12 protein-coding genes are annotated in these 13,883 nt (G+C 71.1%); 4 read left to right on the top strand and 8 right to left on the bottom strand.

The features are described from left to right. The first annotated feature begins 6 nt into the window (after positions 1-6). Positions 7-1,200 (top strand): galactokinase, encoded by a 1,194-nt coding sequence (gene galK, locus DT073_RS05145; RefSeq protein ID WP_124294364.1) that lies wholly within the window; start codon positions 7-9, stop codon positions 1,198-1,200. 123 nt (positions 1,201-1,323) lie between these two features. Then, positions 1,324-2,160, top strand: a complete 837-nt coding sequence (locus DT073_RS05140) for an alpha/beta fold hydrolase (RefSeq protein ID WP_124292413.1) — start codon at positions 1,324-1,326, stop codon at positions 2,158-2,160. Positions 2,161-2,179: 19 nt separating this feature from the next. Here the strand turns inward: DT073_RS05140 and DT073_RS05135 are convergent, their stop codons facing one another. The 3 genes from DT073_RS05135 to DT073_RS05125 are packed head-to-tail and all read right to left on the bottom strand — an operon-like array spanning position 2,180 to position 4,741. Continuing rightward, positions 2,180-2,773 carry a TetR/AcrR family transcriptional regulator gene (locus DT073_RS05135; protein ID WP_124292412.1) on the bottom strand — a complete coding sequence of 198 codons (594 nt, stop codon included), beginning with the start codon at positions 2,771-2,773 and terminating at the stop codon, positions 2,180-2,182. A gap of 4 nt (positions 2,774-2,777) precedes the next feature. Continuing rightward, positions 2,778-3,905 (bottom strand): Gfo/Idh/MocA family protein, encoded by a 1,128-nt coding sequence (locus DT073_RS05130; protein ID WP_124292411.1) that lies wholly within the window; start codon positions 3,903-3,905, stop codon positions 2,778-2,780. Continuing rightward, positions 3,902-4,741: a sugar phosphate isomerase/epimerase family protein gene (locus DT073_RS05125; RefSeq protein ID WP_124292410.1), complete on the bottom strand. Its 840-nt coding sequence runs from the start codon at positions 4,739-4,741 to the stop codon at positions 3,902-3,904. Before DT073_RS05125 ends, DT073_RS05130 begins: the two co-directional genes overlap by 4 nt. Before the next feature lie 117 nt (positions 4,742-4,858). On the opposite strand from DT073_RS05125, the gene DT073_RS05120 reads away from it, so the two are divergent. After that, the gene (locus tag DT073_RS05120) at positions 4,859-6,349 is read left to right on the top strand and encodes a carboxylesterase/lipase family protein (protein WP_124292409.1); all 1,491 of its coding nucleotides are present in this window, start codon (positions 4,859-4,861) and stop codon (positions 6,347-6,349) included. A gap of 106 nt (positions 6,350-6,455) precedes the next feature. Here the strand turns inward: DT073_RS05120 and DT073_RS05115 are convergent, their stop codons facing one another. The 5 genes from DT073_RS05115 to DT073_RS05095 all read right to left on the bottom strand — a co-directional run bounded on the left by DT073_RS05115 (position 6,456) and on the right by DT073_RS05095 (position 11,893). Then, positions 6,456-7,442 carry an LLM class F420-dependent oxidoreductase gene (locus DT073_RS05115; protein WP_124292408.1) on the bottom strand — a complete coding sequence of 329 codons (987 nt, stop codon included), beginning with the start codon at positions 7,440-7,442 and terminating at the stop codon, positions 6,456-6,458. A gap of 10 nt (positions 7,443-7,452) precedes the next feature. Continuing rightward, entirely contained in the window at positions 7,453-8,379 is a 927-nt protein-coding gene (locus DT073_RS05110; RefSeq protein ID WP_124292407.1) for a DNA-methyltransferase, read from the bottom strand. Next, on the bottom strand, positions 8,376-9,425 hold the full coding sequence (gene lplAB / locus DT073_RS05105; RefSeq protein ID WP_124292406.1) for a lipoate-protein ligase LplAB: 1,050 nt from the start codon (positions 9,423-9,425) through the stop codon (positions 8,376-8,378). The genes DT073_RS05110 and lplAB overlap by 4 nt, the downstream gene beginning before the upstream one ends. A gap of 9 nt (positions 9,426-9,434) precedes the next feature. Continuing rightward, positions 9,435-10,049 carry a hypothetical protein gene (locus DT073_RS05100; protein ID WP_124292405.1) on the bottom strand — a complete coding sequence of 205 codons (615 nt, stop codon included), beginning with the start codon at positions 10,047-10,049 and terminating at the stop codon, positions 9,435-9,437. Between the two features lie 242 nt (positions 10,050-10,291). Further along, on the bottom strand, positions 10,292-11,893 hold the full coding sequence (locus DT073_RS05095) for a glycoside hydrolase family 6 protein (RefSeq protein WP_124292404.1): 1,602 nt from the start codon (positions 11,891-11,893) through the stop codon (positions 10,292-10,294). A 379-nt stretch (positions 11,894-12,272) separates the two neighbouring features. Here DT073_RS05095 and DT073_RS05090 point away from each other — a divergent pair, with 379 nt between their 5' ends. Next, entirely contained in the window at positions 12,273-13,790 is a 1,518-nt protein-coding gene (locus tag DT073_RS05090) for a DEAD/DEAH box helicase (RefSeq protein WP_124292403.1), read from the top strand. Positions 13,791-13,883 lie beyond the last annotated feature (93 nt).

Raw genomic sequence — 13,883 nt, 5'->3', positions numbered from 1 at the left:
CCCGCCATGGCCGCGACCCCGGCCCCCCGCGACGCGGCGCTCGACGCCCTCGCCCGCCTCACCGACGCCGCGCCTGCCGGTGTCTGGTCGTCGCCCGGGCGCGTCAACCTGATCGGCGAGCACACCGACTACAACGATGGGTTCGTGCTGCCGCTGGCGATCCCTCATCGCACGGCGGCCGCCGTCGCCCCGAACACCGAGGGGGTGCTGCGGGTCACCTCGACCTTCGCCGACGAGCCGGTGGTCGTCGCGCTCGACGATCTTCCGACCCTCTTCCCCGCCCGCCGCGAGAGCATCACCGAGTGGGCACGTTACCCGCTCGGCGTCGCCTGGGCACTGGGCGAGTCCGCCCCCGATGCCGCAGCGGCCCACGCGACCGGGCTCGACATCGCCATCGCATCGAACGTGCCCGTCGGTGCCGGCCTGTCGTCGTCGGCGGCGATCGAGGGCGCCGTCGCCATCGCACTGAACGATCTGTGGCAGCTGGGTCTCGATCGGCCCGCCCTGGCGCGCGCGGGACGGCGTGCCGAGAACGAGGCCGTCGGCGCCCCCACCGGCATCATGGACCAGATGGCCTCGATCCTCGGGGCCGCCGACGCGGCGATCCTGCTCGACTGCCGCAGCCTCGAGGTCGAGATCGTCGACCTGGGGTTCGATGCCGCGGGGCTCACCCTGCTCGTGATGGACACCCGCGTGCAGCACTCCCACGCCTCGGGTGGGTACGGTGAGCGCCGCGCCTCGTGCGAGGCGGGTGCGGCGGCGCTCGGTGTCGCGTCTCTCCGCGATCTCGGGGTCGGCGACCTCGCCCGCGCCGAGCGCGAGCTCGATGACGTCACCTTCCGGCGTGTCCGACACGTGGTGACCGAGAATCAGCGGGTGCTCGACACGGTGCGGATGCTGCGGGCCGACGGTCCTCGATCGATCGGCGAGCTGCTCGTCGCGTCGCACGCATCGATGCGCGACGACTTCGAGATCTCGGTTCCGGAACTCGACACCGCCGTCGATGCGGCGCTCGAGGCGGGGGCGATCGGAGCGCGGATGACCGGTGGCGGATTCGGCGGCGCGGCGATCGCGCTGGTCGACCGCGACCGCGTTCCCGAGGTGACCGACACCGTGACGAGGGCCTTCGCCCGCAGCGGTTTCGACGAACCGACGATCTTCGCGGTCACCGCCGCCGAGGGCGCGCGCCGCGAGGCGTGACGCCTACTCCCCCGCCCGGCGGCGCGCAAGACCTCCCGCCACCACCTCCGCCGTTCTACGCTGACGGTCGGCGCCGCGGCGCTCGTCGATACCGGTGCACATCGTGAACAGTAGGGAACCCGCATGGCTTTCGTCACCGTCGGAACGGACAACTCGTCGGACATCCAGCTCTTCTACACCGACCAGGGGTCGGGTCAGGCGGTCGTGCTGATCCACGGCTTCCCTCTCGACAGCGAATCGTGGAACAAGCAGCAGGCGGCTCTGCTGGATGCCGGCTATCGCGTGATCGCCTACGACCGTCGGGGGTTCGGCGCCTCGAGCAAGGTCGGCTCCGGCTACGACTACGACACCTTCGCCTCCGACCTCGACGCGCTGATGAAGCGCCTCGACCTGGCCGACGCCGTGCTGGTGGGCTTCTCGATGGGCACCGGTGAGATCGCCCGCTACCTGGGGACGTACGGCAGCGGCCAGGTGTCCAAGGCCGCCTTCCTCGGTTCCCTGGAGCCCTTCCTGCTCAAGACGGACGAGAATCCCGATGGCGCGGCCCCGCAGGAGTTCTTCGATGAGACTGCCGCAGCGGTGAAGAACGACCGCTACGCGTTCCTGACCGGATTCTTCACGGACTTCTACAACCTCGACGAGCACCTCGGCTCCCGCATCTCGCAGGAGGCCGTCGACGCGAGCGTTCAGACCGCCAACCGCGCGGGTAACACCGCGATCGCGGCGGCGCCGCTCACCTGGCCGACCGACTTCCGCGCCGACATCGAGAAGATCGACGTACCGACCCTGATCGTCCACGGCACGGCCGACAACATCCTGCCGATCGATGCCACGGGGCGGCGCTTCCGCGAGATGCTCCCGGATGCGACCTACGTCGAGATCGAGGGAGCCCCCCACGGCATGCTCTGGACCCACGGCGATGAGGTCAACGAGGCGCTGCTGAAGTTCCTCGCATCCTGAACCCCGCCCGGGCGGGAGCTCACTGCGAGAGAAGCCGGTCCAGCAGTGCCAGGATGCGTTCGTAGTCGAGAGTCGGCTCGAGCAGCCACTGCGACTGCAGGCCGTCGGAAGCGGCGATGACGAGAGCAGCCACCTCGTGGGGATCGACGTCGGCGCGGATCCGGCCCGATGCCTGCGTGCGGCGCACCTGCTCGGCCAGCTCCTCCCGGAGGCGCTCGAACCGCGCGGCGACGAAGTCGCGGGCGATGGGGCGGCCGTCCTCGAGCGCGGTCGCGACAAGGGTCGAATACAGCTGCACGAGACCCGGGATCTCGCGGTTGCGCTCGGCGGACAGCCGCATGAGCTCGGTCGGCGTCATCCCGGCCGACAGCTCCACGGCATGATCGCGCTGGGCCTGGCGGTACACCTCGACGAGCAGCTCCTCGAGAGACCCGAAGTAGTGGCGGAGGGCGGCGTGGGTCACCCCGACCTCGGTCGCGATCGCGCGGAGGCTCGTGCGGTCCGATCCTCGCTGCGCGAAGACCTCGATCGCGCGGTCCAGGATCTCCTGCCGCCGCGCGATGCCCTTCGGTGAGGCGCCCCGGCTCCCCGGCGACGCCGACTCCGCGGCCATCTCCTCAGAGGGTCCGGGCGAGGGGGTCGAAGTCCCCGTCGATGACGGGCACCGGGTCGACGGTGCTCGCCACGCGGACCGACTCGCCGGTCTCGATCGACTGCTCCGCCGACAGCATGACGTCCAGGACGTGCAGCGCCAGGTCGCCGCTCGCGACGTGAGGACGCCCCTCGGCGATCGCGCGCACCATGTCGAGCAGGCCGAGCCCGCGCCCCACGACGACGCCTTCCTGCGCGATGTCGATCCACTCCTGCTCGACGCTCATGCCGTCGCGAAGAACCCCCAGCGGCGTGACGTAGGCGATCCGCCCCGCGAACTGGTTGGGGTCGGGCAGGACGATCGACCCCTCGGTGCCGTGCACCTCGAAGACGCCCGTGCGTTCGAGCGCCGAGTCGAAGCTCAGCAGGCTCTGCGCCTGCCGACCGCTCTCGAAGGAGATGACCACCTGCACGGTGGTCGGCACCTCGACCGGGAACGTCGCGCCGGCGTTCGGCCCGGTGTGGATGACGCGCTCAGCGCGCGCCTTGCGGCCGACGGCCGACACCCGGTCGACGGGGCCGAAGAGGCTGACGAGTCCCGTGAAGTAATACGGGCCCATGTCGAGGAGCGGCCCGGCGCCCCGGGCGAAGAGGAACTGCGGTGCGGGATGCCAGAGGTCGGGCCCCTGCGTCTGGAACACCGTCTGCGCGAAGAGCGGCTCGCCGATGACGCCCGCGGCGATCGCGCGCTTGGCGGTCTGGAAACCGGGACCGAGGACGGTGTCGGGGGCGGAACCGACCCGGAGTCCGGCCGCCGCCGCGGCGGCGAGGAGCTCGGCGGCGCCGTCGCGATCGAGACCGATCGGCTTCTCTGTCCACACGTGCTTGCCCGCCCCGATCGCACGCATCGACACCTCGATGTGCGCGGCGGGGATCGTGAGGTTGACGACGACCTGCACGTCGGGATCCGCCAGCACATCGTCGACGCTTCCCCAGCGGGGGACGCCGTGCCTGCGAGCCTGGGCCTCGGCGCGATCGACGAGGAGGTCGCCGACGCTGACGACGTCCACATCGGGGAAGGACTGCAGGTTCTCGAGGTAGGTGTCGCTGATGACCCCGGCGCCGATGACGCCGACGCCGACCGCGCCGCTCATCGCACGAACCCCCCGTCGCGGAGGAAGGCGAGGCTGGCGGCGATGTCGTCGAAGACGTCGCCCGGCGGGTTGTCGTACTCGATGACGGCGTAGCGGATCGCGCCCTCGCCGGCGCGGAGCGCCGCGGCCAGGGGCACCTCACCGGTGCCGGCATGACGCTGCTCGAGCGCGCCGGAGCCGAAGGCGGGAGCATCGGGGGCGAAGGGATTGGATGCCGGAACAGGACCGTCCTTCACGTGCACGGCCTGCAGCCGCTCACCCAGGCGCGACACGAGGGCGGGGCCGTCCTGCCCGCCGGCGGCCGCCCAGTACAGGTCGAGTTCGAGGGCGACGCGTGAATCGGTGAGGGAGATGAAGCGCTCGTAGGCGGTGACGCCGTCGAAGCTCGCGACGAACTCCTGGGAGTGGTTGTGGTAGCCCACGGTCAGCCCGAAGGTCGCGGCGAGGTCGGCGGCGCGGTTCAGGCGCTCCGCGAGCTCGGCCACCGAGTCTTCGGTCAGCCAGCGCTCCACCGGCACGAACGGGTCGAAGACGGTCTGCAGGCCGATCCGCGCGGCGGCCTCGAGCACGATCTCAGGCGCCGGAGTGGGAATGGCGCCGTCCGGCGTCCACAGCTCGTCGCTGAGAAGGGGCGCATGCCCTGTCGGGGCGTCGAGCCCGCTGGCGTCGAGAGCCGCGCGGATCTCGTCGGGCCGGTCGACGAACGCGAACGCCTCGACGTGACGCAGCCCGATCTCGGCGAGGCGGTCGAGAGACCGGCCGGGATCGGCGGTGAACTGCTCGGCCAGGGTGTACAGCTGGACCGACGCTTCGGGCAGGACTTCCGGATGCGCCATCGCGACCTCTCTTCTCACGTCGATCTGTCGACCGATCGGGACGATGAGGCGAGGCTAGCAGAAAACCTCCACGTGGAGGTTTTCTGCTCTGTGGTGGCGAACGACGGACGCCGTACGATGACCAGCGTGAACGATGCGGTCATCAGCCTCTCCTGCGGCGCGGTGCGGGGCCTGTGGCGGGGAGAGCCGGGCGATCCCGGATCATCCGCAGCGTTCCTCGGCATCCCGTTCGCCGACCCGCCTGTCGGCGAGAGGCGCTTCGCACCCCCTTCCCCTGTCCCACCGTGGGACGGTGTGCGCGACGCCACGGCATACGGTGCCACCGCTCAGCGCGGCGACACCGGGATCACGCTGATCCCCGAGCCCTCGGTCGAGGGCGAGTCGACCCTGAACGTCAATGTCTTCACCCCGTGCCCCGGCGACGCCGACGCGGCGCTGCCGGTGCTGGTCTACATCCACGGCGGCGGCTTCACCTCGGGGTCGCCGGCGAGCCCCTGGTACGACGGGCGCGCATTCAACCGCGACGGGGTCGTCACCGTCACGGTCTCCTACCGCCTCGGCTTCGACGGATTCGGTGAGATCCCCGGGGCGCCGAGCAACCGGGGGGTCCGCGACTGGCTCGCCGCGCTGGAGTGGGTGCAGCAGCACATCCGCGACTTCGGCGGCGATCCGTCCCGCGTGACGATCGCGGGGCAATCCGCCGGCGGCGGGGCGGTCCTGACCCTCCTCGGCATGCCGGCCGCCCAGCACCTCTTCCATGCGGCGTGGGCGCTCTCACCCGCCCTCGGCGACATCCCGGCGCCGCTCGCCCGGGAGCGCTCGGAGCGCCTCGCCGACCTGGCGGACGTCGCCGCCACCCTCGAGGGGTTCCGATCCGTATCCGAGGAGCGGCTGCTCGCGCTGCAGCGGGATGCCGCGAAGGTGGCGTCGAGGGATCCGCTGGCGCCGCTGACCGGCATCCTCCGCGACGGACTCCCCTGGGGGCCCGTCATCGACGGCGAGCTCCTCCCCCGGGCGACGATCGAATCGCTTCGCGCCTGCGTGGGCGCAGAAAAGGCGCTCGTCGTCGGGGCCACCGACGACGAGTTCACGATGATCACCGACGGGATCCGCGTGCCGCTGCGGTTGATTCCGGCGGCGCTCCTGCTGCGACGGATCGGCGTCGATCCCGAGGTCGTCGGACCCTACCTCGCCGCGAACGGGTCGCAGCGGCGCAAGGGTGGCGCGGCCGTGATCGGACGCTTCATCAGCGACAGCATCTTCCGCTCGACCGTAGTGCGCGCCGCCGACGCGCGCGGCGGGGCCGACACGTGGGTGTACGCCTTCTCGTGGCCGTCGCCGACCCGCAGATGGTCGCTGCACTGCCTCGACGTGCCGTTCTGGTTCGACGGCCTCGACCTCGACGGGGTGTCGGCGATCGCCGGCGATGACCCGCCCCGCAGTCTCGCCGACGCCGTGCACGGCTCGGCAGTGGCACTCGTCCGCGACCGCGACCCGGGGTGGCCGACGTGGGCGAGCGCCCCGGGCACGGCGCGCGTCTTCGGCGGCCCGTCCTCGGCACCCGACGTGGTGCGGGACGCCTACGCGAGCGTCGCCGCGCTCGTGTGATGCGGCGCCGCTCGGACATCCTCCTTCGCGCGGAGATCCGCGCTCGGGCGGATCCACAGCGGGCTGAGACCCGCAGGAGCGTGGAAGCCCGCGGGAGAGTGGAAGCTCAGCGCAGCGCCGAGACGACCTGACGCTCGAACTCGCTGACGCCCGAGCGGTCGTACGCGTGCTCGGGGAAGTAGTGGATGGCGTAGCCGAGACCGCGTTCGCGGAGCGCCGCGAGGCGCTCGGCGACCTGCTCGGGGGTGCCGACGAGGCCGCGGTCGGAGCGGTACTCGGCCATGAAGGCCGCGGTGCGATCGCCCAGGTAGGGGGTGACACGCTGCTCGATGCGGTCCAGACGCGCCGCGACATCCTTCTCGTTCTCACCGATGACGGTGTTGAAGTTCGCCGACCGCACGATCTCGGCCTGGTCGCGACCGAGGTCGTCGGCGTGGGCGCGCAGGATCTCGTCCTTGCGGGTGAACTCCTCCGGCTCACTCGACCAGTTCGTGTACTGCGCGTACTTCGCCGCGATCTTGAGCGTCACCTTCTCGCCGCCGCCCGCGATCCACAGGGGGATCCCGCCCTCCTGCAGGGGCAGCGGGCGCACGAGCGCGCCGTCGACGTCGTAGTGACGACCGTGGAGCGTGGCGGTGCCCGTCGTCCAGGCCTGGCGCATGATCTCCACGCCCTCCTCGAGCATGCCGAGACGATCGCCGATCTTCGGGAACCCGTAGCCGTAGGCCCGCCACTCGTGCTCGTACCAGCCGCCGCCGATTCCCATCTCGGTGCGTCCGCCCGAGATGATGTCGACGGTGGCGGCGACCTTCGCCAGGTAAGCGGGATTGCGGTACCCCATGCACGTGCACATCTGGCCGAGACGGATTCGGTCGGTCACCGCGGCGAACGAGGCCATCAGCGTCCACGCCTCGTGCGTCGCCTCCTCGCTCGGCACAGGCACGGTGTGGAAATGGTCGTAGACCCACAGCGATTCCCACGGACCGCGGTCGGCGTGCTGCGCGAGCTCGCGCATCACCCGCCACTGATCGGCGGGTTCGATGTCGACGAGGTCGTGGCGCCAGCCCTGGGGGATGAAGAGTCCGTATCGCACGGGCCTCAGCCTACGGGAGCGGCTCCAGGGCGGCATCCGATCGGGCGACCTGTTCGAGAGGAACGGATGTCACGAGCTCCGCGTCGGGGATGCGGCGGCGGATCACCTCGATCGCGGCAGGGTTGTCGTCGACGAGCACCGCATTGCGGCCGAGGGATGCCGCGACGGCGGCGGTCGTGCCGCTCCCGGCGAAGAAGTCGAGCACCCGGTCGCCGGGGCGGCTCGAGGCCTGCACGATGCGGCGGAGGATCCCCTCGGGCTTCTGCGTCGGATAGCCCGTCTTCTCCCGGCCGGTGGTGGGGACGATGGTGTGCCACCAGACGTCGGTGGGGAGCTTGCCGCGCGCGGCCTTCTCGGGGGTCACGAGGCCTGGAGCCATGTAGGGCTCGCGGTCGACGCCGTCGGAGTCGAACCAGTAGCGATCGGGGTCCTTGACGTAGACGAGGATCGTGTCGTGCTTGGTCGGCCAGCGGCGCCGCGTCTTCGCGCCGTAGTCGTAGGCCCAGACGAGCTCGTTGAGGAAGTTCTCGCGGCCGAACAGGGCGTCCATCAGCACCTTGGCGTAGTGCGCCTCGCGGAAGTCGAGGTGCAGGTACAGCGTGCCGTCAGGCGCGAGGAGGCGCCAGGCCTCCTCCAGGCGTGGCTCGAGGAACCCCCAGTAGTCGTCGAATCGGTCGTCGTAGGTGCGGAGGTCGCCGCGCAGCCGCTCGTACTCGCGCCCGTGGAACCCGCGCCGGACGACGCCCGCCGGGGCCTCGGGAACGGTCGCGCGGGCGCGCTCGACGCTCCGCTCCCGCATGCGTCCGGTGTTGAACGGCGGGTCGAGGTAGATCAGCGTGAACGACGCGTCGGGGAAGTTCCGGATCACGTCGAGGTTGTCGCCGTGGTGGACGGTGACCGAGCCCCGCGGCGCTGCGGGTGGAGACGGGGTGGTCACGGCACGCGATGCAGCCAGGCCGAGGTGGCGAACTTGCTCTCGACGAGCGCCTGAGCCGCGGCGTACTCCTCATCGGTGACCGCGCCGGGTTCGGCGCCGTAGAGCGTGGAGAAAGTCTCGATGAAGCGCTCGATGATCGCCTCGCGGGGCAGGCCCGTCTGCCGCCGCAGCGGATCGACCCGCTTGGCGGCCGACGCCGTGCCCTTGTCGCTGAGCTTCTCGCGGCCGATGCGGAGCACCTCGGTCATCACCTGACCGTCCATGTCGTAGCTGAGGGTGGCGTGGTGGAGCACGCCGCCGTTGGCGAGTCGCTTCTGCGCGGCACCGCCGATCTTGCCCTCTGGCGAGGCGATGTCGTTGAGCGGCTGGTAGACCGCCTCGACGCCGAGCGACCGCAGGGCCTGCAGCACCCAATCGTCGAGGAAGGCGTATGAATCGGCGAAGGTCATGCCCGCCACGAGCGAGGCCGGCACGTACAGCGAATACGTGACGATCGAGTTGGCGCCCATGAGCATCGCCCCGCCGCCCGAGATGCGCCGGACGACATCGAACCCGTGACGGTTCGCCCCTTCGGGGTCGACCTCGTTGCGATACGACTGGAACGATCCGATCACGACGGCCGATTCGTTCCACTCCCACAGTCGCAGGGTCGGGCGGCGCCGACCGTCGCCGACGCGCTCGGTGAGCACCTCATCGAGCGCCAGGTTCATCCGGGGCGAGACCGGGGCGTCATGAACGACCTCCCAGTCGAAGTCGCGCCACCCGGGCGCGGTGACGAGCGCGCGGCGCACGGCGGTGCCGACCGCCTCGGGCGTGAATCCCAGCAGCTGCGCCCCGGCGGGGAGTGCCGCCCTGACTGCGGCGGCGATGCCCGCGACGTCGGTCTCGACCGGCAGCCCCGTGACGGCGGCGTCGATGAGGGGCAGGGCATCGTCGGGCTCGAGGAAGAAGTCGCCGGCGAGGCGGAAGTCGGCGATGCGGCCGCCCCGCACATCGAGGTCGACGACCACGAGTTTTCCGCCGGGGACTTTGTACTCGCCGTGCATGGCCTCAGCCTATGCCGACCCGGACCCGGGTCGGCGTGCCCGCGAATGCCGCACGCGATCGACCGCGAGCGCGGCGACGCCGATCCCGAGCGCCACGAATGCCAGCTTCCCGCACCAGAGGACGACGAGCTCCGGGCCGCTCGCGAAGCGGCCGTCGTCCATGAAGAATTCGATCAGCAGGCCGATGCCGCGTCCGGAATAGGACGCGCCCGTCAGCAGGGAGTAGGCACTCATGAGCACAGGTGCGGTCGGGATGAGAAGCAGGATCGGCGGCATCAGCCACCATGACCAGGAGACCGCCTGGCCCGCCCGCTGGGCTCTGGTGAGGCGGATCGCCGTGGCGATGGCGGCGACGGCCAGTGCGCCGAGCGACCACCCCGCACCGTAGCCGATGATCCACAGGCCGGCGCCGAGGCCGATGAAGACCAGTTCGATCGCCTCCGACGCCCCGACGGCGATCCGCGTGACCGTGCGCGCGAGCGCCGCTGCCAGGAACGGAACGACGGACCACACAGCATCCGACGTCGACAGCCGTCCGAGGACACGGAGCGGCGATGCGCCCGGGTGGTCGCCCGCGTCGACCGTCACCGATCGCTTCAGCCCGGCCGACGAGGTGATGGGCACGACCGACATCCGCGTCGACGACACAGCTCCAGTGCGAGGGAGAAGACAGCGATGAGCAGTGCGGGGTTTCGTGCCGGCTCCTCCGCCGGATCGGCCACGAAGAGAACGGCGAACGCCGCCGCGGCGCTCAGGATCACGACCGTGGCGCGCACCGCCCCGCGTGGTGCGACGGCGAAAGCCGGAGAGAGCCCCGTTCCTCCAGCGCTTCGGAATGACACCTCGTTCCCAGCGTGCAACTGGGTTCACAGTGTGTAACAGGGTTTGTCACTCACGCGGGCGAGCCACGGCTCGGTGGCCGCGCCCACCCCCGAGATGCTGAACTTCGTCGTCTTGCCCGGCGCGAGCGATGCAAGGTACAGCGGCGGGGTCACCGTCACTCTGCTCCCCTGTTGGATGAAGGTGCCGGGGATGACCCGGCGCACCTGCTGGGTGGGATCGGCGTTCCAGCGCAACGCCCACGAGCGGAGGGTCTGCGTGCTGTCATTGCGGACGACCATCGACGCAGAGAAGCCGGAGCTGGAGCGCGTGACGTCGACGGTGACGGTGCAGGTGAGGGGAGCCAGCGTCGGTTGCGCGAGCGAGACCAGCTCGCGCGCCTGAGCGGGGAACCACGCTCCGGCAGCCGGTCCCGCCACCCCGCGCGAAGGATCCAGGGGGCCGCCGGTGCCTCGGAAGCACAGGCCATCCGATTCACCAGGGACCTTGATCCACAGGTATCCGTCCACCAGCGGCTTGCCGGTCTGCATCGTCGGGCGCGCGCCGACACCTCGTCCGGGCGGATTGCACCACACCTCCGGATCACGGTAGGTACCGGCCGGAGGCTGCCACGGACCCTTCCCGTTGCGGCTGGTGTCGATGACGAACGGCGTGGTGGGCTGCACGCCGGCCAAGATGCTTGCGTAACGCGAGTCGACCCCCGCCGTGTTGAGGGCGGGGTCTGTCGCACCGGCGCTCCACTGCCCGGTGTTCGTCATAGCCACCCCCGACCAGCCGGTCGCCGGGCCGCCGTTCCATTTCTGGTCGCCGCATTCGCTGAACCCGCCGGGCTTGACCTTTGTGACGTAGGTCAGACATGAGGAGACCCATCTGCCGAAGGCTTCGACGTTGGCGGTGAACTGGAAGTTCGACGCGTTCAGGAAGAAGCCGGACGCGCGCTGCACCCCCGCCTTCAGCAGGCGGTCGGTGATGTCGGCCACGCTCAGCCAGTCGCTGTGCGTGCCGTCCAGGTACACGGATGTCGATGCCAGGCCGCCGAGGGTGTCGACTGCGCTGTTGAACTGTGCGAAGCGATCCGCGGCGGCGGTCTTCGAGTCGAAACCGACCGGACGGCACCATTCGGCCACGCCACCGATCGTCGTGTAATACGGGATGACGCCCAAGCCGTCGGGCTCGAGGATCACGATCGCGGGTCGACTGCCGATACCCGCTGCGAGGCCCGCGATCCAGGCGGTGTACGCAGCCGTGTCGGTTGCACCTCCCGCGGAGTACTGCTCGCAGTCGCGGAACGGCAGGTTGTACGCGACCAGCACCGGCGTCTCCCCCGCGCTGGTGGCGGTATCGACATACGCCGCGGCCCTCGCGCGGACCTCCTCGGGCGTCCCCCCGGTGAACCACTCGGCGGACGGGATGCTCCCGAGCAGCTGGGCATCGGTGCGGGCTTGGCCGGTCAGTCCTTGCGCCGCCTGCAGCGTCGTGCTGAACGGATTCGAGTGGAGCGGTGCGGCCGGCGGTCGATCGTTGGCCGTCGCCGCGGATGCGGGCACGACCATCGCAGCCGTCACCACGGCGACGATGGCTGTCGTCACGACACGCGGCATCCGCCGACGGGGGAATGGGTCGCGCATCGCCGTACTCCTCGGTCTTCCTCGACCGCCACGACGCTGCGCCGAGACGGACGCGAACAGGTGATCCTGCCGCCATGATGGAAGGACTCGCGGACCCGTACCGAGGGTCCAAGACCTCTCCCCGTGGCGGGGATACTACATCGCCGCGGCCGGCGTCGCGCGAGGCATCCCGTGTCAGCGGGTTCTCGGTGACGCGTGTTACTGTCGGGATGTAGCGTCCTCGCTGCTGCGTCGTCGTCACGCTTCCGCCTCTCGCGAGGCCACCGGCTGGTTCCCCGATCCGCCACACGACGAACGGCGAACCGATGCGCGATCCCGCGCCGTCGCCTCCTTCTGCTCTTCGCTCGCTTCGCAGCGCCGGGCCTCATCGAAAGCATCCATGTCTTCTTTCACCTCTCTCGGCGTGCCCGAGAACCTCGCCGCCGTCCTCCTCGCGGACGGCAAGACCGAGCCCTTCGCGATTCAGCGCGACACGCTCCCCGACTCCCTCGCCGGCCGTGACGTGCTCGGCCGGGGCCGCACCGGCAGCGGCAAGACCATCGCGTTCGCGCTGCCACTGGTCGCCCGTCTCGCGGGGGGCCGCCGCGAGCCTCGCCGCCCTCGCGGCCTCGTGCTCGCCCCGACCCGCGAGCTCGCGACCCAGATCGCCGCGACGATCGCGCCGCTCGCCGCCGCCGCGAACCTCACCGTCACCACGGTCTTCGGCGGCGTCAGCCAGAAGCCCCAGGAGCAGGCGCTGAACCGCGGCGTCGACATCGTCGTGGCCTGCCCCGGGCGCCTCGAAGACCTCATGAAGCAGGGAGTCGTCCGGCTGGATGCCGTGCAGATCGCCGTGCTCGACGAGGCCGACCACATGGCCGACCTCGGGTTCCTCCCCGGAGTGACCCGCATCCTCGCCGCCACCCCGCAGGGTGGGCAGCGTCTGCTCTTCAGCGCCACGCTCGACCGCGGCGTCGACGCGCTCGTCCGCCGCTTCCTGCAGAACGAAGTGCGCCACGAGGTCGACGAGGAGAGTGTCCCCGCCGGCGTCATGACCCACCGCGTCTTCGTCGTTCCCTCCGACGGCAAGGCGGCGCTCGTGCGCCACCTCGCGTCGGGCCGCGGGCGTCGCATCCTCTTCACCCGCACCAAGCACCAGGCCAAGAAGCTCGCCAAGCAGCTCACCGCCGCGGGTATCCCCGCGGTCGACCTGCACGGGAACCTCGGTCAGAACGCTCGTGAGCGCAACCTCGCCGCCTTCGGCGCCCCCGCCGACCAGGGCGGCGTGCGCGTGCTCGTCGCGACCGACGTCGCCGCGCGCGGTGTGCACGTCGACGAGGTCGAGCTCGTGGTGCACGTCGACCCGCCGGTCGAGCACAAGGCGTACCTGCACCGTTCGGGCCGCACCGCCCGCGCGGGCGCCGAGGGCGTCGTCGTCACCGTCGCGACACCCGACCAGCGTCGCGAGGTCGGCGATCTGCTGCGCAAGGCTCACGTGACCGCACCCCTCGAGCAGGTCGCGGCCGATGACACCACGGTCGCCGCGCTCGTCGGCGCCGTCGCCGAACACGTCACCCCGGCGCCGGTCGTCGCCTCGTCGGGTCGCGGAGGCAGCGGCAACGGCAGCGGCGGGCGCGGTCGCTCGAGCTCGGGTGACGGTTCCGCGCGGAACGCGGACGGCGCCGGTGGCGGCCGGGGTCGCTCCCGCGGACGGCGCCCGGCGGGCGAGCGCTCCGCGCAGTCCGGCGAGCGCGCCGCAGGCTCGACCGCCGGCGCGCGGTCGGGGCAGAACGGTGCCCGCGCCGGTCAGTCCGCCGGCAGCGGCGCCCGCACTCAGACCGCCCCCCGCTTCACCACCGGCAGCACCGTCGCCGACATCCAGCGAGGCACCCGCCGGCCGCGCCGCGCGCGCGGCTGAGTCGCGCGTACGGCGGCCGCATCGCGGCATCCACTCGTCTGTTCCGTCATCGCCGTCGGAGAATCGCGCGAGCGTCTCAGGAATCCGCCCGGA

The sequence above is a fragment of the Microbacterium sp. ABRD28 genome (assembly GCF_003850245.1).
Lineage (GTDB): Bacteria > Actinomycetota > Actinomycetes > Actinomycetales > Microbacteriaceae > Microbacterium.
Note: the sequence above shows the minus strand (reverse complement) of the source record. Positions and strands in the feature narration are given on the sequence as shown.